The organism is Photobacterium sp. J15 (assembly GCF_963870815.1).
In the GTDB taxonomy this organism is placed as follows: Bacteria; Pseudomonadota; Gammaproteobacteria; order Enterobacterales; family Vibrionaceae; genus Photobacterium; species Photobacterium marinum.
The window spans coordinates 1,362,032-1,384,639 of the sequence record NZ_CAWMUI010000002.1 but is presented as its reverse complement, the minus strand read 5'-3'; the positions used below and the strand labels follow the sequence as shown (position 1 = coordinate 1,384,639).

23 protein-coding genes are annotated in these 22,608 nt (G+C 42.8%); 13 read left to right on the top strand and 10 right to left on the bottom strand.

What is annotated here, in order from left to right:
• Nucleotides 1-217: 217 nt before the first annotated feature.
• From AACQ93_RS23215 to AACQ93_RS23205, 3 genes are all read left to right on the top strand, one after another.
• Nucleotides 218-2,119 carry a PTS fructose transporter subunit IIABC gene (locus tag AACQ93_RS23215; protein ID WP_064609242.1) on the top strand — a complete coding sequence of 634 codons (1,902 nt, stop codon included), beginning with the start codon at nt 218-220 and terminating at the stop codon, nt 2,117-2,119.
• Between the two features lie 243 nt (nt 2,120-2,362).
• A complete protein-coding gene (manA, locus tag AACQ93_RS23210; RefSeq protein ID WP_064609735.1) occupies nt 2,363-3,562 on the top strand; it encodes a mannose-6-phosphate isomerase, class I in 1,200 nt (399 codons plus the stop codon).
• Nucleotides 3,563-3,647: 85 nt separating this feature from the next.
• The gene (locus tag AACQ93_RS23205) at nt 3,648-3,869 is read left to right on the top strand and encodes a DUF3820 family protein (RefSeq protein WP_007462624.1); all 222 of its coding nucleotides are present in this window, start codon (nt 3,648-3,650) and stop codon (nt 3,867-3,869) included.
• A gap of 65 nt (nt 3,870-3,934) precedes the next feature.
• Here the strand turns inward: AACQ93_RS23205 and AACQ93_RS23200 are convergent, their stop codons facing one another.
• From AACQ93_RS23200 to AACQ93_RS23190, 3 genes are all read right to left on the bottom strand, one after another.
• On the bottom strand, nt 3,935-4,357 hold the full coding sequence (locus AACQ93_RS23200) for a DUF3010 family protein (RefSeq protein ID WP_007462622.1): 423 nt from the start codon (nt 4,355-4,357) through the stop codon (nt 3,935-3,937).
• A gap of 92 nt (nt 4,358-4,449) precedes the next feature.
• Nucleotides 4,450-6,036 carry a putative bifunctional diguanylate cyclase/phosphodiesterase gene (locus AACQ93_RS23195; RefSeq protein WP_064609240.1) on the bottom strand — a complete coding sequence of 529 codons (1,587 nt, stop codon included), beginning with the start codon at nt 6,034-6,036 and terminating at the stop codon, nt 4,450-4,452.
• Between the two features lie 24 nt (nt 6,037-6,060).
• Nucleotides 6,061-6,567 (bottom strand): YgjP-like metallopeptidase domain-containing protein, encoded by a 507-nt coding sequence (locus AACQ93_RS23190; RefSeq protein ID WP_064609238.1) that lies wholly within the window; start codon nt 6,565-6,567, stop codon nt 6,061-6,063.
• Nucleotides 6,568-6,773: 206 nt separating this feature from the next.
• On the opposite strand from AACQ93_RS23190, the gene AACQ93_RS23185 reads away from it, so the two are divergent.
• The 3 genes from AACQ93_RS23185 (at nt 6,774) to AACQ93_RS23175 (ending at nt 9,104) form a co-directional block, all read left to right on the top strand.
• Nucleotides 6,774-7,226 carry a methyltransferase family protein gene (locus AACQ93_RS23185; RefSeq protein ID WP_064609236.1) on the top strand — a complete coding sequence of 151 codons (453 nt, stop codon included), beginning with the start codon at nt 6,774-6,776 and terminating at the stop codon, nt 7,224-7,226.
• A gap of 102 nt (nt 7,227-7,328) precedes the next feature.
• Nucleotides 7,329-7,661 carry a hypothetical protein gene (locus AACQ93_RS23180; protein ID WP_064609234.1) on the top strand — a complete coding sequence of 111 codons (333 nt, stop codon included), beginning with the start codon at nt 7,329-7,331 and terminating at the stop codon, nt 7,659-7,661.
• 156 nt (nt 7,662-7,817) lie between these two features.
• Nucleotides 7,818-9,104, top strand: coding sequence for an L-cysteine desulfidase family protein (locus AACQ93_RS23175; RefSeq protein ID WP_064609232.1), 1,287 nt, complete (start codon nt 7,818-7,820; stop codon nt 9,102-9,104).
• A 59-nt stretch (nt 9,105-9,163) separates the two neighbouring features.
• On the opposite strand, the gene AACQ93_RS23170 is transcribed toward AACQ93_RS23175, so the two are convergent.
• The 5 genes from AACQ93_RS23170 to AACQ93_RS23150 form a co-directional block, all read right to left on the bottom strand.
• On the bottom strand, nt 9,164-9,949 hold the full coding sequence (locus AACQ93_RS23170) for a RelA/SpoT domain-containing protein (RefSeq protein WP_064609230.1): 786 nt from the start codon (nt 9,947-9,949) through the stop codon (nt 9,164-9,166).
• Between the two features lie 271 nt (nt 9,950-10,220).
• Nucleotides 10,221-11,003 carry a hypothetical protein gene (locus AACQ93_RS23165; protein WP_064609228.1) on the bottom strand — a complete coding sequence of 261 codons (783 nt, stop codon included), beginning with the start codon at nt 11,001-11,003 and terminating at the stop codon, nt 10,221-10,223.
• A gap of 279 nt (nt 11,004-11,282) precedes the next feature.
• Nucleotides 11,283-11,633, bottom strand: coding sequence for a HopJ type III effector protein (locus AACQ93_RS23160; RefSeq protein ID WP_064609226.1), 351 nt, complete (start codon nt 11,631-11,633; stop codon nt 11,283-11,285).
• A 99-nt stretch (nt 11,634-11,732) separates the two neighbouring features.
• Nucleotides 11,733-12,131 (bottom strand): DUF2750 domain-containing protein, encoded by a 399-nt coding sequence (locus AACQ93_RS23155; RefSeq protein WP_064609225.1) that lies wholly within the window; start codon nt 12,129-12,131, stop codon nt 11,733-11,735.
• Nucleotides 12,132-12,246: 115 nt separating this feature from the next.
• Complete coding sequence (locus tag AACQ93_RS23150) at nt 12,247-13,293, bottom strand: transporter (protein ID WP_232323385.1); 1,047 nt, start codon at nt 13,291-13,293, stop codon at nt 12,247-12,249.
• Nucleotides 13,294-13,707: 414 nt separating this feature from the next.
• On the opposite strand from AACQ93_RS23150, the gene AACQ93_RS23145 reads away from it, so the two are divergent.
• The 6 genes from AACQ93_RS23145 (at nt 13,708) to AACQ93_RS23120 (ending at nt 18,426) form a co-directional block, all read left to right on the top strand.
• Nucleotides 13,708-14,328, top strand: a complete 621-nt coding sequence (locus AACQ93_RS23145) for a hypothetical protein (RefSeq protein WP_064609223.1) — start codon at nt 13,708-13,710, stop codon at nt 14,326-14,328.
• A 47-nt stretch (nt 14,329-14,375) separates the two neighbouring features.
• On the top strand, nt 14,376-14,708 hold the full coding sequence (locus tag AACQ93_RS23140) for a hypothetical protein (protein WP_064609221.1): 333 nt from the start codon (nt 14,376-14,378) through the stop codon (nt 14,706-14,708).
• A gap of 200 nt (nt 14,709-14,908) precedes the next feature.
• On the top strand, nt 14,909-15,487 hold the full coding sequence (locus AACQ93_RS23135; protein ID WP_064609219.1) for a hypothetical protein: 579 nt from the start codon (nt 14,909-14,911) through the stop codon (nt 15,485-15,487).
• A 123-nt stretch (nt 15,488-15,610) separates the two neighbouring features.
• Nucleotides 15,611-16,285, top strand: coding sequence for a C39 family peptidase (locus AACQ93_RS23130; RefSeq protein ID WP_064609731.1), 675 nt, complete (start codon nt 15,611-15,613; stop codon nt 16,283-16,285).
• An 8-nt stretch (nt 16,286-16,293) separates the two neighbouring features.
• On the top strand, nt 16,294-16,803 hold the full coding sequence (locus AACQ93_RS23125) for a hypothetical protein (protein ID WP_036798999.1): 510 nt from the start codon (nt 16,294-16,296) through the stop codon (nt 16,801-16,803).
• A 279-nt stretch (nt 16,804-17,082) separates the two neighbouring features.
• Entirely contained in the window at nt 17,083-18,426 is a 1,344-nt protein-coding gene (locus AACQ93_RS23120; RefSeq protein ID WP_064609217.1) for a sigma-54-dependent transcriptional regulator, read from the top strand.
• Nucleotides 18,427-18,494: 68 nt separating this feature from the next.
• Here the strand turns inward: AACQ93_RS23120 and AACQ93_RS23115 are convergent, their stop codons facing one another.
• Nucleotides 18,495-18,626: a hypothetical protein gene (locus tag AACQ93_RS23115; protein WP_007464161.1), complete on the bottom strand. Its 132-nt coding sequence runs from the start codon at nt 18,624-18,626 to the stop codon at nt 18,495-18,497.
• Nucleotides 18,627-18,828: 202 nt separating this feature from the next.
• Nucleotides 18,829-19,869, bottom strand: a complete 1,041-nt coding sequence (locus tag AACQ93_RS23110) for an endonuclease/exonuclease/phosphatase family protein (protein WP_064609215.1) — start codon at nt 19,867-19,869, stop codon at nt 18,829-18,831.
• 572 nt (nt 19,870-20,441) lie between these two features.
• Between AACQ93_RS23110 and nrdD the strand changes: the two genes are divergently transcribed.
• Nucleotides 20,442-22,562, top strand: a complete 2,121-nt coding sequence (gene nrdD / locus AACQ93_RS23105; RefSeq protein ID WP_064609213.1) for an anaerobic ribonucleoside-triphosphate reductase — start codon at nt 20,442-20,444, stop codon at nt 22,560-22,562.
• Nucleotides 22,563-22,608: the final 46 nt, after the last annotated feature.

Here is a 22,608-nt window from a genome sequence, read left to right as displayed (position 1 = left end):
AGCTATAAGTAGCTGTTTAACATGGCTTATATGCTAAATAATGTCTTTTGTTTCATATGGCTTGGGAGGTGAGAATTAGATCACATAATCATGTCTATGTTACAAATATCCAGTAAATGCCTCTCTGGTACACTATAAGCGTGAGGCCGATTAGCTGACAATATTCCCAACGGCAACACTATCGCTGAATAATAAAATCACCCAGGGGGGAATACTCATGATCACTAATTTGATTAATGAGAAGCTGATATGCCTGGACCTTCAGGCTAATACCAAAGAAGAGGTTTTTGTCGAGATGATCGACCTGCTGCACAAGCAAGGGCGAGTTCACGATAAAGCACAGTTCTTGGCTGATATCCATGCGCGGGAAGAGCTGGGTAATACCGGTTTTGAGGATGGAGTCGCACTGCCTCATGCCAAGAGTGCTGCAGTTGCAGAGCCAGCTGTGGCAATTGGTATCAGTCGTAATGGTATTGAGTATGGAGCTGAGGATGGCCTGCCATCAAAACTGTTTTTCATGATCGCCTCGCCGGATGGCGGTGCTAATCACCATATTGAAGTATTGGCGGAACTGTCATCAAAATTGATTGAAGATGGTTTTATTGATGCTTTCATGAAAGCCCGAAATGCTCAGGATGCCTTGAACCTGTTGCTTGAAAAAACAGAATCTGATGAAGATGTTCCGGCGGCTGAAAACGGTTTGATTATTGGTGTGACAGGCTGTCCTGCCGGAGTTGCTCATACGTATCTGGCTGCTGAAGCACTTGAAAAAGCAGCAGCAGAGTTGGGGTACGAAATTAAAGTCGAAACCAATGGTTCAATCGGGGTAAAGAACAGTCCGACAGCTGAAGAGATTGAGCGGGCTGAAGCTATTATTGTCAGCTGTGATAAGCAAGTTGATATGACGCGTTTTGCCGGTAAGAAACTGGTTAAAACCGGAGTTAAAGCACCGATCAAAGACGGTAAAGGGCTGATTCAGCAGGCATTGCAGGCGACTCCTTATCAGGCTGAAGGTGAAGAAGCACCGGTTCAGTCAGAAAGCAAAGTTTCTCAGGCTCGTTCAGATTTATACCGCTATCTGATGAACGGTGTATCTCACATGATCCCATTTGTTGTGACCGGTGGTTTGTTGATTGCACTTTCTCTTGCGCTGGGCGGTCAGCCGACTGAAGCCGGTATGGCTATTCCGGAAGGCAGCATGTGGCAGAAGGTACTGGATGTCGGTGTTGTCGCCTTTACTTTGATGATTCCGATCCTTGCCGGTTACATTGCTTATGCGATTGCCGATCGTCCTGCACTGGCTCCGGGTCTGATTGGTGGCTGGATTGCAAACAATGGTTCGTTTTACGGTGCTGAAGCTGGTACAGGTTTTATCGGTGCCATTATCGCAGGCCTGTTGGTTGGTTACTTTGTTAAGTGGTTGGTAAGCATCAATTACCACAAGTTTATCCAGCCGTTGGTGCCAATCATGATTGCTCCGATTGTTGGTAGTTTGTTTATCTCTGGCTTGTTTATCTTTGTCATCGGTGCTCCGATTGCCAGCCTGATGGACAGCTTGAATGCAATGCTGACATCAATGAGTACGGGTAACGTTGTATTACTGGGTATCGTTCTTGGTGGTATGGCCGGCTTTGATATGGGCGGGCCGTTCAACAAAGTTGCCTTCCTGTTCTCTGTTGGCATGATTGCCAGTGGGCAGACTCAGTTTATGGGCGCAATGGCTTGTGCAATTCCGGTTGCTCCATTGGGTATGGGCCTTGCCACAGTAATGGGACGTAAGCTGAACCTGTTCGAAGATTCTGAGATTGAAGCCGGTAAAGCGGCGGGTGCAATGGGCTTGGTTGGTATATCTGAAGGTGCGATTCCTTTTGCCGCCCAGGATCCTATGTCAGTGATTCCGGCTAACGTTCTCGGCTCAATGGTTGCAGCTGTGATGGCTTTCTCATTCGGAATTACAAACAGCGTGGCTCACGGTGGTCCGGTTGTTGCCCTGCTGGGTGCAATGAATAAGCCACTGATGGCGCTGGTATGTATGATTGCCGGTTCTGTTGTGACTGCTCTGGTTGCGGTTTCACTGAAGAAAATGCGCCAGGCGAAAGCTCAGACCGCGATTGCGTAAATATTAATTTGTACCGGTCTTCAAATGAAGTAACCCCCATACCGGTACAGAAACTCCCTCCTTATTAAGGAGGGAGTTTTTTATCCGAACGGTTTGTGCCTGATATGAAAGTAGTCCAACAGCAGGTACTGTTCTGATATAATTTCCGGCTGTTTCAACTGTCCAAATTGGTTGTTGGATACTTATTTCATGAGTAAGCAAGATAAGCATTTACTGATGAAATCAGTATTTAGAGGTAACACTATGACTGTCACTAATTCCCCGTGTTTTTTCCTTATGCGCAATGTTATTCAAGACTATGCGTGGGGAAGTACCACATCGATTGAGTCTTTGTTCGGTATCGCAAACCCGGAGGGTAACCCTCAGGCTGAAATCTGGATGGGGGCGCACCCTAACGGTTGTTCTCAAATCGACGTAGCTGGCAATGAAAGCCGTCTGGCTGATTTCATTGATGGTGATAAGGTGGCTATTTTGGGTGAAGCAACCGAAAAGCAGTTTGGTGAATTGCCTTATCTTTTTAAAGTTCTGGCTGCTGAAAAAGCGTTATCAATTCAGGTTCACCCAAGCAAGGCACAGGCTGAAGTCGGTTTTGCTAAAGAGGAAGAAGCCGGAATCCCTCTTAGTGCCGGTCATCGTAACTACAAAGATCCTAATCATAAACCTGAGTTGGTTTATGCGTTGACGCCTTATCAGGCAATGAATGGTTTCCGTGAATTTGCTGACATCGTCAGCCTGTTCCGCGCTCTGGAAATTTCCGAACTGCAAGATTTGGTTTCTGCACTTGAAGCTGATCAGAACGAGCAAGGTCTGCGCTGTTTCTTTGAAGCGATGTTGTCACTGCAGGGTGAAGTGAAAGATGCCGCACTTAAAGGCTTGCTGACTTATGCTGAATACCATAAGTCAGATGAACTGTTTGCACTGATTCTGGAGCTATCAGAGCAGTACCCGGGTGACATTGGTCTGTTTTCTCCGTTAATGCTGAATGTTCTGACGCTTCAGCCGGGTGAAGCAATGTTCCTCGACGCTTGTACACCTCATGCTTACATCAAAGGTACAGGTCTGGAGATCATGGCAAACTCAGACAACGTTCTTCGTGCTGGTTTAACACCAAAGCATATGGATGTTGCTGAGCTGGTGGCGAATACTCGTTTCGTTCCAATGCCGGCAGGTACTTTGCTGCTTGCACCAGAACAGTATGAGGACGGTCTGCATTATCCGATCCCTGTGCCTGACTTTAAGTTCAGCGTATATAGCAAGGTTCAGGAGACTGAGCTGAAACCGGCAAGTGCAGAAATTTTGCTGGCTGTTGATGCCCCACTGACGGTGGCTCATGCTAACGGTGAAGTTTTGACGTTGGAAAAAGGCGAATCCGTGTTTATTCCTGCTTATGCAGGTAGTTATAAAGCAAGCACTGCTGGTCGTTTTGCCCGCGCCTATAACTAATGAGTTAAGTTTGCGGTTGTATGCTTGACTCTGTTTGTTGCAACTGCATGACTGATCGGCGATCCTGACAGCTAAGGAGAACATGATGTTTCAGAAAGAACACTTAGTGAAACTGGCTAATGTCAGGATGCCATTTGGTAAATACAGTGGTAGGGCGATTATTGACTTACCTGAAGAATATTTACTGTGGTTTCAGAAAAAAGGTTTCCCGGAAGGGGAGTTGGGGACGCTGATGGCGCTGGCACTTGAATTCAAAATTGAAGGATTGGAGTCGGTGATCAGGCCGTTAAAGCGTCCTGAGTCCTGATATACCAGAGTCGGCAGAATGTTAAATGGAAAGGGGGAGAATCATTGATTCTCCCCCTTTTTGTATTATTTGCTCAGGTAAGCATAGCCTGTGGTGAAGGCTGCTTCCTGGAACTGACGCAGGCCAGTTGCTCGGAAGTCGATTGCCAGCGGGTTACGCTTCAGCTTTTGTTTGATTTCTGAGTTTGAGATGAAATCAACATAGATGTCATCAATTAGCTGGATAGCTGCTTCCAGTTTGAAACCAACCGCGCTGCCTGCAAATTTGCCGCGAGTTTCACGAGTGCGGATCACTACGCGATCAACTTTGTAGTCTTCAAGCAGTTTTTTGAACGCAAACTGGAAATCTCGCATCTCAACGTTGTCGAGAGAATCTTTCATGATGAACTTTTGAGTTCGGCACTCAGGGATATCAAATAACCCGTTCGACATAGAAAGTAGGCAGATAACCGCTTCGTTGCTTCGTAGCTCAACAGCACAAATTTTCATGTAAACACCTAGATATTTTGTTAGCGCTACATTGTAGGCTAAAACTGTGTTCTGTGTCAGATTTTTAACTTTATCTTTCGTATGAAAAATCGTTAATCGATATACAGAAGCTGTTCCCGTTGAAGATGAGCTTCAATATCTCGTGCACACATCGGCTCGCAAAGAAAGTGGCCCTGTAAAAGTGCATTTGGGATTGAACTGAGTCGTTTGAGCTGTCCTTCGTTTTCAATACCTTCAATGACAACTTCTGCGCCAATGTTTTTAGCGAGGAAAGCCACAGAGGAAATAATCTGGAAGTTATTATTCTTTCTGCTCATCTCAATAACATAGCGACTGTCGATTTTTATCTGCTTTATCGGCAGATCGCTCAGCATTGTTAAGCATGTGTATCCTGCACCAAAGTCATCAACACACAGAGTCAGCCCCAATTTATACAGTGAAGTCATCGTTGCTTTTGCTGTTTGAATATCTCTCATCATCGCACTTTCGGTGATTTCCAGTACGACAAGTCCGGGATCGACATCGAATCGCTCTAAACGTGCTTGGATATATTCAACTAACTGGTTGTCACCCAGATCATGGGCTGACAAGTTGAGTTGAAGTCGTGGCGAGAAACCTTGTTCTTGCCACCGTGAAAGCTGCTGAAATGACTGATGGATCACTAGCTTTGATATTGCTGAAACCAGTCCGGCTTTTTCAGCCACAGGGATGAATAGAGAGGGTGAGATATATCTTCCGTCCGGTTGTTGCCAACGGATCAGGGCCTCGACGCTGTATATTTCTTTAGCGCCGGGAATGTAGATTGGTTGGAAATGCAGCGAGAATTCTTCTTTTTCTATCGCATTTCGGATCTTATCGATTAGCTGCATGTGCTGCTTAGAACTTGGTTGGTAACTGGCGGAGTAATAGCAGAAGCTGTAATGGCTTTTCTTCGCTTCGTACATTGCCAGGTCAGCACATTTTATGAGTTCGGTAATTGAGGTGGATTGAGAGGGGTAGCAGGCAATACCAATACTCATGTCGACGTGTACGACGGTTCCCCGAACCAGAAACTTATGTCTGATGCTGTTTTGCAGCTGTTTGATGCAGTTATCTATTTCCTGGGCATCAGCGTAAGGGAGAATGATGGCAAACTCATCACCGCCAAGGCGGATAAGTTCTGCTTTTGAGGGAAGATTAGCCAGCATGCGTGTTGCAAGAGCTTTGAGTAAGGCATCTCCGGCCAGGTGACCAAAAGCATCATTAATGGGTTTGAATTTATCGAGGTCGAGCAGCATCAAAGCAAACGGACATGCATCCGTCATTTTGCTTTTCATGCTTTGAAGCATGAATTTCCTATTTTTCAAACCGGTAAGGGCATCATGCAGCCCACAGTAATGCTCTTTAACTGCGGCTTGCTGATATTTGTTGATGCTTCGCAGGCTTAGATTAGTGATGAGGTGGACATAGAAACTGCCGAACAGGAACACCGGAGCGATTAACAGTTCAATATGATCAAAGGGCAGCTTAATCAGAAAATAGGTGTAGCAGCAGTAAGCAAGAACAAAAAGAGAAGTCATTACGGCTACAATGCGCCAGCCAATACGTTGGTCTTTCTTACAGATAGATAATGTCGGCCTTATGGCATGGATCATTACGACTGTACCCAGAATGACTAATAGTGGCGCAATGTTCTGCATTGTCTGTTCTCTTTTATATTATATTCAAGGATATATCTGGCCGGAGAGCTCTATTTGAGTCAGGAAGAGCCGCATATCAAACTCTATTTGATGGTAGTCCGGCTCCATATGGCAACACAGTTTATAAAATGCTTTGTTATGCTCTTTTTCCCGCAGGTGAGCTAATTCATGGACGGCGATCATACGCAGAAACGGTAGCGGTGCTTCCCGGAAAATAGAGGAAATGCGTATTTCGTGTTTGGCTTTGAGTTTGCTTCCCTGTATCCGCGAAACAAAGGCATGTTGTCCGAGAGCGTGATCAACGGCATGTATTTTTTTGTCGTAGACCACTTTGCTGATAGGGGCAGACTTCTTCAGGTAATCTGATTTCAGTTCCTGAACAAAATCATATAACGCTTTTTCTGTTTTAATATCATGACAGCACGGGTATTTCTTTAACAGAAATGGCTTAAGTTGTTGCTTAGCGATTAGGTTGCGTACCTGATCAACGAGCGATTCAGGGTATCCTTGCAAGTATTTAAGTTCTGACATGATGCTTATAACAGAATGATATATGGCTTGTATTTTAGAAGGGATTCTATAAGGCTTAGCGCAGCTACGCAATTGATTACTTTGTCATCACTTTTTTGTTCTTTATTTTCAATAAATTAAAATCATTAAGAGTGTAATGTGCCAATTGTGCAATTGATTGAAACAGGCTATAAGTTAATACGTAAAGTTTGCTGGAGCTGATCCTGATGTATTTGAAATTACCACCACCCCTTGTATTACTTGTGACGCTGGGAGGTATGTATTTACTTTCTGTCTACTGGCCTTTGTGGGTATTTTCCTTTTCTGGGCAGTATGCGCTGGTATGGATTTTAGGGCTTATCGGCTCCTTACCGGGGCTGGCTGGAATAGTGGCTTTCGCCAGAGCAAGAACGACAGTTAATCCTCATAAGCCTCATAAAGCATCCCGACTGGTTACTTCCGGAATTTATCGTTTTTCCCGTAATCCTATGTATCTCGGTTTGCTTGTGTGGCTTATTGCGGCATTTGTTTATTTATCCGCAATTTCTGCGGTCATTATGATCCCACTGTTTATCCTTTACATGAACAACTTTCAGATTGAGCCGGAAGAGGATGTACTGGAAGCAATGTTTGGCGATGAATATCGCGAATATTGCAGAAAAGTGCGCCGTTGGTGTTAAGCTTTAAGCATTATCGTCAAGTCATCAGAGTGATGATGAGAACTTGACCTGTCTTTGGTGGCGGATATTATGTGCCACTTTTGACTTACCTCCGTATATAAAATGACAAATCCATTTCAGGTTCGCTGGACATCAGTGGGGAACACCCTGTGTCTGGGCCATTGGGAAATTCACTATAACAACACCCTGCTGCAACTACCGGAAGACAGACTGGAAAAAGATATGGGAACTTATGGAATTTATAACTTCATGGACCCTGATGATCCACTTTACGCTGAAGGTGACAAAGAAGATGACTGGATTGTCGCCAATGTCGATTGGCTGGCCGATGTTTTTGAACAGCATAATGTGCCTATTGATGAAGAACATTTTCGATTTTTCTATCATGCAGTAAATGCTGAGGACTGGCGTTGTGGCAGCTGTGGTGGTTGTTAGTTGTGAAATTGCTCAATAGGAGAAAATAATTCTCTTTATTCAGTAAGGCATAGCAAAATAGGCAAAACATTTTCCTTAAGACAGGTGTAAATTAACCCTATAAAACAAAAGGTAATTCCTTACTCCTACTTCCATCTGTTTTTTGAAGGGAATAACATGAAAAAGCACCTCTGGACCGGTTTTATTGAAACAGTAAAGAAAGAAGTCGTTCCGGCACTTGGCTGCACCGAGCCTGTTTCTGTAGCCTTGGCGGCTTCTATTGCGACTACTCATCTTAAAAGCAAGCCAACCCGTGTTGATGCATTTGTTTCACCGAACCTGATGAAAAACGGTATGGGAGTTGGTGTACCGGGTACTGGTATGGTTGGCCTGCCTATCGCGGCTGCTGTCGGTGCGCTTGCGGGTGATGCTGACGCTGGCCTTGAAGTTCTGAAAAATATTACACCGACAGACGTTGAGTCTGCAAAGCTGATGATTGATCAAAAGCAGGTTTCAGTTGGTGTCGCTCAGGTTTCTAATATTTTGTATGCCAAAGCTACAGTCAGCGATGGTGAAAATGAGGCGACAGTGATCATTGCTGACGGCCATACCAATGTGGTTGCCATTGAGGTTAATGGTGAGTCGGTATTTATTGCTGATCCTAAACCTGTTCAGAAAGAACAACTGCCGGGAAATATTTTCTCCGAGGCAACAGCCCAAGATATCTATGATTTTGCCCTTAATGTACCGGTAGAAGATATCGAATTCATTGTGCAGGCAGTTGAACTGAATGACGCGCTGTCGAAAGAAGGTTTGACCGGTAAATACGGCTTGAAGATTGGTGTTACTTTCCAGCGAAATGTTGAGCGTGGTCTGCTATCCGGTGGCTTGCTGACGGATGTGCTTTGCCGTACATCAGCTGCTTCAGATGCACGTATGGACGGAGCAATGAAACCAGCCATGAGTAACTCAGGTTCCGGTAACCAGGGTATTGCGGCAACGATGCCTGTGCTGGTGGTTGCTGAGCATGTTAAAGCTGACAGAGATACTCTTGCTCGTGCACTAATGATGTCTCACCTGATGGCTATTTACATTAAGAGCTACCAGAATAAGCTGTCTGCACTTTGTGGTGCGACAACAGCATCAATGGGTGCAGTTGCGGCAATGACATGGTTGCTTGGTGGCCAGTTTAAGCAGGTAAGTGATGCTATCTGCAGCATGATCGGCGATATTACCGGGATTATCTGTGATGGTGCAAAAACTAGCTGCGCAATGAAAGTGTCTTCATCTGCTAGTGCAGCAGTAAAAGCGGCGTTGATGGCGCTGGATGGCATCCGTGTTACCGGTAATGAAGGTATTGTTGCTGACGATGTTGATGCCTCGATTCGCAATATGTCGGCATTGGCGAATGGTGCGATGACACAAACGGATGTTCAGATCTTGGATATCATGGTTCACAAGTAATTGCAGTTCCCTGAAACTGAAAAGAGCGCCTGATGGCGCTCTTTTTGTATCCGTTTGTTTTAGACTGCTACAGTTTCAGGTTGCAGGTATTGCTGCCATGCTTCCTGATAAAGGTTTTTTGAAACCGTTCGCAGCTTGGCGATTTGTGCATGTTCAAATTCAGACAGGTTTCGATTTTGCTCCAACTCTTTTCGTTCAATCTTTTGAATCTGCTCATAGATTTCATGCTCCTCACCATTTTTGACTGTTGAGATTGCATCCAGGTGAAGCTGAACTTCAGCAATGATGTTACTCTCCGGGAGCTTTACCAGTAGTTTTAAATCCCTGTAACCCGAGTCCGTCGGATCTTTGAAACGGTTTTTAACCGCAACGATGGTGATCTCTTTATCCAGTAATTCAAAGGCCTGAACCAGAGCAGGAATATCATCAGCGACAAGGGAACCACGGGCTAGGTCTGTAATTTTATGCGTTTGTCCCTGCAATTCAGTCGCAACTTTAGTTCTGGCACGATGTTCAGATTTGATACCCGGCAGGATAGCTTGAGTTTCTGTGACCAGGCTGATTTCTCGCAACAGGTTATCTAGCTCCTGTTGTGCAAGAGAAGCGTTTTGATAGAGCTGATCAAAGTCGCTGTAAGGCTGGGTGATTGATGAATCCCTCCAGCTATTAATGCTGTATAGCCCGCTTAGGCTGCGTTGAAATGATTTCTTACTTGCTTCTGATTGGTTGGATGGTACCTCAAAGTCCGAATCTGAATAGTTTGCCAAGGGAGCCGCAACAGCCGGGCCACGTCCAAAGACAAACAAAAGAATAAAGCAGGTTCGAAGTACAGATTTAAGATCCATTAAACAACTCCTGTTGTGCTGAAACTCGCCATTTTTGGGCTTCAGCAACGTACGTAAGACAGTGATAGTCAAACTAAAGTTTGAGAAAAGTGACGTACCAAGTTGTTGAGAAATTTCTCTTTAACAGTGATTAGAATAACAAACGAATCTGAACAGAATATGAATTACCAGATGAAGTTTGGCATGTTGAACTTAACTAGTCTTTGGAAATTTAAGCCTGAATAAGCCAGCCTGAGTTTTATTGTCAGGCTGGTTCAGGTACAGAAGGGTATTAGCTGGCTAGAGCTTCTGGCTGAAGATATTGATGCCAGGCTGATTGGTAAAGTGCCTGTGATTGGGAACGCAGCGCAGTCAGTTTGGCTGATTCTAATTCAGTCAGGGTACGCTGTTCGGCTTTTGCTCGTCGTTCGATATTCTGGATTTGCTCGTAAATTTTGTGCTCTTCCCCGTTTTTAATGTCGGAAATCGCTGCCAGATGTAGTTGGATTTCTGCAATGTGCCGTGATTTCGGTAATCTAACCAGCATTTTGAGATCACGGTAACCTGAAGGTCCTGGTTGCTTGAAGCGATTTTTTACTTCAAGGACGGTGACTTCATGGGATAACTGCTCGAAAGATTGCACAAGGCTGCCAATATCGTTTGCAACCAATGAACCACGGGCCAGGTCAGTCAGTTTGTGAGCATTCCCGTTTAGTTCTGTATCAATTTTGTGTTGCGCTCTGGCTTTTGATTTTACGCCGGGCAGTTTTGGCTGATTTCCTGTTAACAGTCCCACCTGACGAATGATTTTCTCCAGTTCATTTTGTGCTTTAACGGCTTCTGCGTAGAGGCTATCAAAGTCGGTATGGTTCTGGTAAAGGGTTGTTGCATTGTAGCTTGGGATAGCAAAAAGACCGCTAAGTGAGCGTTGAAATGTCTCTTTACAACCCTGTGTAGGTGAAGGGTGTTTGATCTCCTGGTTGTTAAATTCGTGTGTCATGGCTGAAGCAATCGGACTTCGGCCAAGAATGCACATTAGAACGAAGCATGTTCTGAATAAGGATTTTGCAACCATTGAAACTCCTTGAATAACCACCTCGATTTGAGTGGTGACGGAATAATTTCCTAATCCGCTCGGTTAAGATATCTGTCCGATACCTGTGTTTTCAAGGACGGTTGCCACAAAAAAGGGGGGTAATGTTGCAGGATTGTGACTGTCTTCCCATTCTGACCATTTTTTACTATTTGATAATGACTGTGTCATATTTTGCAGTATATGAAGCCATCTGCTTAACTTTGTCGGGAAGTTGCGTAAATAGGGACAGTACTGTCCCATTGTCGTAATTATGAAGAGCTATTTCTTAGCAAGAGGTGCACCGGAAAATCGGATACCCTGCCAGCCGTACTTCATAAAGTTGCGGATGTTTTTGTGGTCATTGCCAGCAGGGTTCTGCAGAACATTGTCACGATAGTAATGTCCGAAGCAGGCCAGAGTTTCCGCTTCTGTTAGGTTTTGTAATCGTGCAAAAGCGAAGATCCTGCATGATCCTTCATTATTCCCTGCCGGGTTTGACAATGTTTCATTACCAAGGCCATTACTGAAGGCTGTCGGCGTATAATGGTAATGTCGCTCGATAGTCTTAAGAACGGCTTCAAAGCCGACCTGTTCGGGACTATGTCTGAGCAGGTTGATTAGCGCATCCATGACAAAATCTCCAAATAATCTCAACCGTAAAAAAGAAAAGGACAAAACTCGTCCTTTTCTTGTTGGTCTATGTTTCCTTGCTGAAGCAAATGTTGGGTATCAGCGTTGGTTTTGCTTGCGAGCCTGTTGCTTCAGTTCAAAGTCCAGTTCGTCAGGGTAAACGACCAGCCCGTCTTCATCCTGATTAGGGAAAATCACTACAGCCAGTTCGTCATCTTCAAGTCCGTGTGTCCAGCGGCTATGCCATTTATTCAGAGAAATTGCTTCTGCCTTACAGGATTCCCAGTCACCTGTCGCCCATGCTTCGGCAAACTCCTTATTTGGCCATACCGGTACACAATCTTCATCGTCAGTGTTTAACATGACACAGCCATGCTCATCAGTCAGAATCCAGATTTGCCGGTTTGTAACAACCTCTTTTACCAGATACTTGTAACGTTTTTCTGCGTCATAACCTTGGATTGCCGCAATCTGGTCTGTGTCTAAAGGGTTGGACATGAATTAATTCCTGCTCTCAGCTTCTTAGTTTAAGCGTTATAGCATAGAGGAAAATTAGACTTTAGTCATTGGTGCGATGCTGCCTCCGGATGTGAATCCGAAGGCAGGGAGGAATTTACTTAAGTGTATAGGGTATACGAACAGAAAGCTGGAAATCAGGCGCATCGGCAGTAAGGCCAGCTGTTGCACCAATGTTTATTGTTGTATCACGGTCGACAGCATAATTGGCACCAAAAGAGAGAGAATCCAGTTGTAGCAGTTTGGCATCATCTGCTGTTGAACCGTTAATCTTAGACTTTAGGATTGTTTTGTGGCTTAGTCCTATGCTGAAAGAAAATTTAGGATTAACGGCAAAGCCCATTCCTGCACTAAATCCAATTGTATCGCCGAGATCTATGGTATTTACAACCAGCTGCTGTTCTGGCTCACCATCTTCACCCGGAATGGTGACATCCACTTTTACATCATCCTTTATATTCCATATATAGCTGAAGTTCATAAAGATCACGGCCGGATCAATAGGCATGATCATACTAATGCCGGGTTCGATACTTGGAAAACCAGAACCGGTTGGAAGCTCTTCAAAGTCGTTCAGGTCGTTGATTGGTACATCGTAGGGGGATTTCCCTGTTGTTGTTTTGAATCTCAGGCTACCAATCCAGTAAGGTGGCTCTTTCATGTTGATTTGGTATTTGAAAGCCGCTTCAATATCTCCAATGTCGCTGCCATCGACTGTACGTAGCTTTGCTTCATTTGAGCCACTGTTCAGTTCTCGCTCGGAAATGGAGTCAGAGCGATAAACCCAGGGGATGCGAGCTTCGACTTCAAGGCGGTTGGTAATACCGTAACGCCCGGTAAGGCCCAAGGTAAGTGTTGTCCTGTCTATATCACTGGCACGAATCAGCCCTACTATTAAAGAAGGCAGAATAGTGTAACCAACAACGGATACAGAATTTGAAGAGTTTTGTGTGTAAGAAAATGAGGTGTCCAGAACAAACGAGCCTTTGGGTGTTAAAACGCCAGGCTGTTCGAATATGTCACTAACGGTTTGTACCCGTTTCGGTTTTTCTGTCTCATGAGACGAGGAGGACTCTTCTGCAATAACGGGTGATGATATTAAAGCAAGCAGCGCTATTAAGCTTTTATTATTGAAAATACTCACGTTTCCCTCACTTACTTAGCGTAAACCCCTAAGAGCGTCTTATATTAATTGCTTTTTTATTCATATATGAGCTTATAGGGAAAGGTTAGCTCAGGTGAGATTAAGATGTTAATAGTCAGTCTCAATTATTTGTCTTATTGATGAGATTATTTTGTCGTTGTCTGATTAATAAGACTAATGATAAGCTTCTTAAAATTTAAAATTAATTTATTATGGTGAGAATTGTAGTTGTTCGAATAACAAAAAAAATCAAAATTAAGTTCTAAGTTACTTTTAATATTAGAGAAAGTTTATTTATTAAAAATAATACAAAGGTAGAAGTGGTCAAAACTATGATTAAGTTATCTCGTATGGCTATGCGAGAGACCATAAAAAATAACAACTCAGACAACTCAACATATTTGGAGTAGGATTATGCGTAAGACAAGTATCGCGCTATTAGTAGCAGTTGTTAGTTCTCCTTTAGCTTTGGCAAACAGTGACCCATATGGTTATGACTATGACCCGTATTCAGATACTGGTAGTGATAGCTATGGTTATGATGATGGTTATGATGACGATGGAATTGTAGTAAAGGATTCATTTAATAAAGATATTGATAAAACATTAACTGTTAGTTATGACAAAGACGTAACAGTTAAAGATAGTTATAACGAAGATAATGATTATATGTCTTTGTATGATGTGAATAATAAAGATATTTATGAATTCACAGACAATAGCAAATACAACAATTCAAAAGAGTACTCTATCCATATTGAAGAGAACTACTACATGGCTAAGTCCAAGCTGGATGGTGCGGTTACATATAGTGAAGTAACGTATGGTGCTGGTTGCTGTGATGGTTATGGTTACGACCATGGATATGGTGATCCAGTTGAGTCATCACTGGTCGTAACTCAAACTAACACTATGCAAGACGCATTCACCAGTGCATCTGGTATTAATATTGCTGGTCAAAACGCAGGTAATAACTCTCTGGTACAACAGAGTGCTAGTACTAATGCAATGATCACAGGTGTTTCAGGTCAATAATTAACACACATAACTGAGGGCTGATTTTCAGCTCTCAGGAGGATGTCATGAAATATTTAACACTGATAGCAATCACTCTGGCCTCATATGGGGTAATTGCAGATGAGTTGGATATTCTAGCAAACTCTGAAACTTTATCTGAAAATATGATGAATCAGTCTCGAGGCGGACAGTACGAACTGAAGATTGATAATTTTCAGGCAAGTTCAGATATGTATGGCGATGTTGCAGGTAATGGGGCATACAATAATACTACGGGTGATAATGTTATTGACGCTAATTCTTTTAGTGATGCATCCGGTGTATTAAATGTTGTCCAGAACACTGGTAACAATGTGTTAATTCAAAATGCGACCGTGGTTAACCTGACATTGAAGTAATTGTTAGTCTATCCATGCTGACATATGAAAATATGTCAGCGAACAAAATCCATTACAATAACAATTTGGGTTTCGCAGGACACAGTAACAATATTTCTTCAGTTTTAAGGTTATGTTATTGCTTTAAAATAATGATATCGCGATAGCAGTTATATCTTAGATGCATGGACGTGAAATTTTACATATATTTGGAGTATATCATGCGTAAAACAAATCTTATGCTAATTGCAGCGCTTGTGGCTTCACCTCTGGCTTTGGCTGATGATCATAGTTATGACTATGGTTACTATGAACACGATGGCGATTTAGTTATTGATGGTAGTGGTAACTTGTATGTCGATAAAAATGCAGAGCTAACTAAAAGTAAAACAATTCACAAAGATTATGTGGGTAATGAAGATAATGACACTCTAAAGCTAGATAACGTGGGTAACTTGTATAAAGTCGATAAAGAAGATAATAGCGAGACAACCTATACGTTGGACAAAGATTTAGAATACGAACTTAATAAATACCTTGCTGGCTCTAAGTTGTACGGTCACGTCATGGGGACTTCGGTTACCTATGGTGGTGCATGCTGTGGCGGTAAAGCTTCACCAACTACTATTACGGTAAATCAGGATAATGAAATGAACCGTGTATTTGGTGATGCATCAGGTATTAATATTAGTGGTCAGAACGTGGGTAACAACTCACTCGTTCAACAAACAACAAGTACTAATGCGTCGCTTGTTGGTGTAGGTGGTGATGCTGTTGGTGGAGTTGGTCCAGGTTATTAATTAGTTGATGAAGGGTCTTCGGACCCTTCATTTAATTATAATTTGAGGCAAGCTTCATATTTTTTATATTAAACGTTGTTGATAGCTAAAGTTACTCGGCCATTGAAGTAGAGCGGTATGAAAATGAATAAATCCACATTGCTTATTTTCGGCCTAATTGCAAATTGCCAGGTATATGCACTTGATTATTTCCCTAATAGAGGGGCATATAACGTAGATGTAAAAAGTTATCAGGAGCAACTTTTTGGTGATGTTTTCAGACAGCAGTATGACTTTAGCTGTGGTTCGGCAGCTGTTGCATCGTTAGTAACATATCATTATGGGATTGAAACATCAGAAGATAGCGTTTTTAAGTTTATGTTTGAAAACGGCAATAGGGATAAAATTGAGAGGGAAGGCTTTTCATTGTTGGATATGAAAAATTACCTTACTTCTCAGGGGTTTGATGCTAATGGTTATAATATTCCTCTGGAAAAGTTTAAGCAAATAAGGATTCCTGGCATAACAATTGTTAATTTTGATGGGTACATGCATTTTGTTGTAATTAAAGGAATGAACAGTAAGCAGGTGATAATCGGTGACCCATCCAGAGGGACTGTCGTTATGACGATAGACGATTTTAAAAAGTATTATAAAGGTGCTGTATTGCTGGTTAAAAACCACGCAAAAAAGGGCAGAGATAGCTTTATTACAGCAGAAAATTACAATATATATACACCATCGCCAATATCAGATGCGGTGGCGAGAGACTCACTTTCAACGTTTAGTATCACACTGCCGGGTGCAAATGATTACTAGAGGCTAGTATGAAAAAATTAACTCGTATTTTTGTCGCATCGATGATGGGAGGAGCCGCTGTTGTGGCAAATGCCTCCATCAGCTATCTAACTCTCGATGAGATGGGCTTGACAGCATTATCTGATAGTGAAATGTCTACAATGCGAGGAGGATTTGTTTCAGTAAATGACAGTGTCATTAATATAGGCTTATCAATAACAACGGCTGTTAATGGTGAAACTATTATGTCTACTCACATTGCAGACTTTACTATTAATAACGGAATGCTGGTAAGTTCATCCGGTGATGCAATTGCATATGATCCGGTTAAATCTATTGCTATAGGTGAACCTGGAACAAATATAAATAATTCGTCTCCCGGTTCTGATAGTGTAGGCTTTATTATTCAGAATACTGCGGATGGAACAAAAATTAATACGCAAACAATTATGGATATTGAAGCGGATATTAGTGGTTATAATCAGCAAACTATTTTCAGGAATCGATTAGAAAATTCTATTTTATATAGCGGCTATTGAATTCGTTGCATAATTTGTCATTATTTAATATGAAGGTACAACTTTATAGTTGTACCTTTTTTGTTACCTCTGTTCCCTTTCTCATTAAAAGTTCACCATTTAAACTGTGTTTTTTATCAATAGCAAGTTCATGAATTACAAGAGCAAATTTCCCTTTCGCTTATAATCTTAAGTCTTTCGAGATTATTCTTACATTTGAAACCCTGCAAATCTGAGGTTTATTGCCTATATTTTTTAAGACATCAACAATAATATGCACATTGAAAGAAGGTGACTTCGATGGTGGCTCAATGTCAAAATAAATCAATAAATGGTCGTTTAGTCGCAATTGGATGCAACTATGAACCTTGGATTGCGCTTCTTGAACAATCTGGTTGGAAAACCCACTGCTGCTATGACCTCCGTACGGCTGATTCAATCTTGGAAGAGTTCAGTCCTTGTATCTGCATCGTTGATTTAAGCAATAATGATTTTAGCTTAAATAGCATTTCTTTAAGGGCAAATAAAAGCAAACAAGTTAAGTGGATTGCAATAATCAAAAAGGAACAGTTGAAAACTGATGCAATCTGTCAGTTTATCAATAACTTTTGTGTTGATTTCTTTTCTGTTCCAATTCCGGGTAGCCATTTACTTGATACAGTTGGTCATCAGCTTGGAATGCTGGAAATCGAGGCAACCTCATGGGCTGAAGTAACATCACAACATGATATGGGCTTGTTTGGTGAATCTAAATCTATCAAGCAGCTACGTGATATGGTTCGCCGTGTCGCTTTGACCGAAGTAAATGTTTTCCTGACAGGGGAAAATGGGACAGGAAAGGAGCTGATTGCTAAATCGATCCATAATTTGTCTAAGCGTAAAAATGCACCATTTGTCACTGTGAACTGTAGCTCTCTGACAAGAGAAGACAACAAAATTGCTTTTCTTGATCGCAGCAGTACTCAGGAAGACGGCTCTTACTTCAATGGAACGATTTTGTTAGACAACGTTGAAGAGTTATCAAAAGAGCTTCAGGATGAATTGCTCTCATATCTTCAGGCTCCGGCCAGTGAAACCCTGGATGATGATTCAGCTTCAGATGTCCGAATCATTGCATCAACCAGTACTGATTTGGATGCAGCTGTAGTAAATGGTGAATTTAGTAAGGAACTTTACTACCGGTTAAATGTGTTCCACATTAAAGTACCAACTTTGAGGGAACGCGGTTCTGACATCTTCTTATTAGCTGAAACCTTCCTGGCCAAGTTTGCCAAGGAGTACAGCACTATGGCGTCAACATTTTCTGAAGATTCTAAACAACTTTTGCTGCGCTATAGCTGGCCGGGAAATGTCAGGGAGTTGATTAATCAGGTTAAGCGGGCTGCGTTGTTGGCTGAAGGGAATGAAGTTAGAGCTGAACATTTTGATTTACCGAGTAAGGCGAATCTGAAGCAGAGCTTACGTAACATCAAGGATGAGGCTGAGAAGGATGTACTGGTCGCCGTTCTTGAGACGCATCGCGGACAGGTTGCCTCAGCCGCAAAAGATTTGGGGGTATCCCGGGCAACAATGTATCGCTTATTGAATAAGCACAATATCGTACCTGATGTGAGGCATTACAATAACGGATATGCCAGAGAGTAAGTTCCACAAAAAAGCCCGGTTATCCGGGCTTTTTTATGATTCGTTTATCCTGACTGTTCAATAACGGGTTAGTTCAGGATTATCACTTCATCTGACAGTTCATCATCATTGTCAACGCTGAGATAAAGCGTATCTGGCTGCTCAACCATGAGCTCTTCTTCGGTTGGCGCAACAAATGTGTATTGGTTTAACGCGTCCATATTCATCCTCTGTATCAGCTGCACGCAAGGTGCGCTCTTAGCCTTTATCTATAAGCTCAACCCTATAAAGATTAAATGACAGTTATATGAAATGTAGATCGTGATCGCAGCCTTTGTGCTCCTTTGTATAAAAAATATACTAGGTAACATGTATATAATTAAGGTCCAACCAGTCATCAATATTACCCTTAATATAACGTTATCATTGTTTTCTTCGGCTTAGTGGAAGATGAAGAATTAAAGGACAATGGTCAGAAAGTTGAAACTGTTGGATGAGCTTTTTGGGGTAGTGGTACTGAAAAAATTTTCCGCTTTGTCGCATAGCCTGAGCAATTTCTGATGAAGCCAGCGCATGATCAATTAGAGAGTTGTAGTGACGTATTTGTCGGTCTCCTTTTTTGTTTCTCAGACTGATTGTACAGCCGCCTGTAATCTCTTTGCTTAGCAGGACGCTTGGCTGAGCAGATGAACGATTCAGAGTAGTCAGCAGCCATTGTTGCTGGCTGTTAAGTTGGTGATTGAAATCACCGATAACGAGGTATTGCTGACTACTTTCTTGCCTTGTTTTTATCCATTGAGCCAGTACCTCCCCCTGCCTTTTCAATGCATGGCAAGCGCGCCTCTTACCGTATTTGCGGCTGAAACAGCCAGATTTTAGGTGAACATTAAGGATATGCAGTTCTTTGTTTGTGGCTGGATAAAGAACAATATAAGCACCATACCTGAGTTTGCTGTAAAACCGGTTCTTGCTGGTTTTATTGTGGTACACCAGATTCAGCTTTTTTAAATCTGGCTTGTCGGAAATTTGAAGCGAGGATCTTACAGCAAAGCCGGTAAATTGATTTTGACTGGAAAAGTGTTCCTCGGGTGATTGGCTTCGATCTGAGATATAGATCCGATAACTGTGTTGCCGAGGAAGTACTGTTTGTATGGCCTTAGTGCTGTTCACTTCCTGAAAAGCAAGTATGTCTGGTGAAACCTCTTTAATGATTTGTCTAAGCTGCTGTAAGTCTTCCTGTGAGCGTGTGACCTTCATTTTACCATCTGCCACACTTAGCCACTGTAAGTTCCAGCTCATGATGATGAGCGGTTGCTGTGTGACGGTAACTGCTGTATTCGTTTTTCCTGATGCCTTACTTATTGCGGGCATAGCATGACACAGCACTAGAAGAATGCTGATTGCCACAATGATGACTGCCACAAAAAAGTTTGTTGGGAGCTGTAATCGATTTACCTGATACATTAAGAAAATCGTTAAGGGGAGTGTTGCGGTTACAGTAGCGTGCCGTTTTATTTCTGGCTTCGGGACATTTGATTATTGCGAGTTGTTTGTTGAATGTTTGAAAAAAGCCACAGCTTAATTACACAAAATGTAGTCAGCAGAGCTACTGATAATATGCGAGTTGTTATTATGCAATTATTGAATAATTAGTTGCACATAAAGCCATTTGAGGTCGTCAGAATTGATTGCACATTTTTGTTATCAATTTTTGTTCATTGCGCTGAGTACTGATTGTACCACTGCAAAAAAACGACGAGATGATTGTTTAATTTGCAAGGAATTTTTTTTAAAAAATCGGAGCTGAATGCAATTAAATTTGTTGACAAAAAGCCTCAATAAAAAGCTTACATTTGAAATTTGGTGCGAGGTCAAAATCATCGGTTGATCCCTGAACGGCCTTTGCTAAAAAGTGATCTAGATCAATGTTTCTTTCCGCGTTTTCTCGCCTAATACCCCACATCTTGTATCACCCTACTCACTAAACCCTATATTTAGTGTTTTTAGTGACAGTGTCATTTTGTTAGGAGCCCCGTGTGAAACCAGTTGTGATTAAGCGTGATGGATGCCGGGTACCGTTTGATACCAAGCGTATTAAAGAGGCGGTACTGGGCGCAGCTGAGTCAGTTGAAGTTATGGATGAAGCATATGCGATGTCTGTAGCCGAAGGTGTACTTTCTCAGTTTGAGTCTGCAGAAGAAGTTGAAATTCACGCTATTCAGGACGCGGTTGAAAACTACCTGATGACGGGGCCGCATAAAGAAGTTGCGCGTGCATATATTGAATATCGCCACGACCGTGATATCGCACGTGAAAAGAAAAGCCAGCTGAATAACGAAATTCGTGGTCTGATTGAGCAAAGCAATGCTTCTTTGCTGAATGAGAACGCAAACAAAGACAGTAAGGTGATCCCGACTCAGCGAGATCTACTGGCTGGTATCGTTGCTAAGCACTATGCTAAGCAGCACCTGCTGCCACGAGACATCGTTAAAGCACACGAAGACGGTGATATCCACTTCCACGATTTGGATTACTCTCCTTTCTTCCCGATGTTTAACTGTATGCTGATCGATCTGAACGGCATGCTGACACATGGTTTCAAGATGGGTAATGCTGAGATTGATACACCTAAGTCAATCTCAACAGCAACAGCAGTAACAGCTCAGATCATTGCTCAGGTAGCCAGCCACATTTACGGTGGTACGACTATCAACCGTATTGACGAGGTATTGGCTCCATACGTTGCAGTTAGCTACAGAAAACATCTTGAAGTAGCAGAAGAGTGGGGCATTGCTGAACCTGAAGCTTTTGCTAAGGCTCGTACTGAAAAAGAATGTTTCGATGCATTCCAGTCGCTGGAGTATGAAGTAAATACACTTCACACAGCAAACGGCCAGACTCCGTTTGTAACTTTCGGCTTCGGTCTGGGTACATCTTGGGAATCACGTCTTATCCAGCAATCAATTTTAAAGAACCGTATTGCAGGTCTGGGTAAGAACCGTAAAACAGCAGTATTCCCTAAACTGGTTTTCGCAATCCGTGATGGTCTGAACCATAAAAACGGCGATCCTAACTACGATATTAAGCAGCTTGCGCTAGAGTGTGCTTCTAAGCGTATGTATCCGGATATCCTGAACTACGACAAAGTGGTTGAAGTTACTGGCTCGTTCAAAACGCCAATGGGTTGCCGCAGCTTCCTGGGCGTTTACGAAGAAAATGGTGAGCTGATCCACGAAGGTCGTAACAATTTGGGTGTTGTCAGCCTGAACCTGCCTCGTATTGCAATGAAGGCAAAAGGTGACGAAGCTCGATTCTTTGAGCTGCTTGATGAACGTCTGGCTCTGGCTCGTCGTGCGCTGGAAACGCGTATCAGCCGTCTTGAAGGTGTGAAAGCCCGTGTTGCACCGATTCTTTACATGGAAGGTGCATGTGGCGTTCGTCTGAAGCCAGATGACAACGTTTCTGAAATCTTTAAGAACGGTCGTGCTTCTATTTCTCTGGGTTACATCGGCATTCACGAAACCATCAATGCGCTGTACGGTACAGAGCAGCATGTGTTCGACAATGAAGAGTTGCGTCAGAAAGCAATTGCGATTGTTAAGCGCCTGAAAGATGCAACGGAAGCATGGAAAGATGAAACTGGTTACGGTTTCAGCCTTTACAGCACGCCAAGTGAGAACCTATGTAGCCGCTTCTGTGCGATCGACACCAAAGACTTCGGTCTGGTAGACGGTGTAACTGATAAAGGTTATTACACCAACAGTTTCCACCTGGATGTTGAGAAGAAAGTTAATCCATACGACAAGATTGACTTTGAGATGCCATATCCGGACATCGCAAGTGGTGGCTTCATTTGTTACGGTGAATATCCGAATATTCAGCACAACCTTGAAGCGCTGGAGAATGTATGGGATTACAGTTACACCCGTGTACCTTACTACGGTACTAACACTCCGATTGATGAGTGCTACGAATGTGGCTACACCGGTGAATTTGACTGTACCAGCAAGGGCTTTACCTGTCCTAAGTGTGGCAACCATGATCCGGCTAAGGTTTCAGTAACCCGCCGCGTATGTGGTTACTTGGGTAGTCCTGATGCCCGTCCGTTTAACTTCGGTAAACAGGAAGAAGTGAAGCGTCGCGTAAAACACATGTAATTTGCTGACACTATACTTTTGCGAAAAGTCTCTAACTATTTGATTG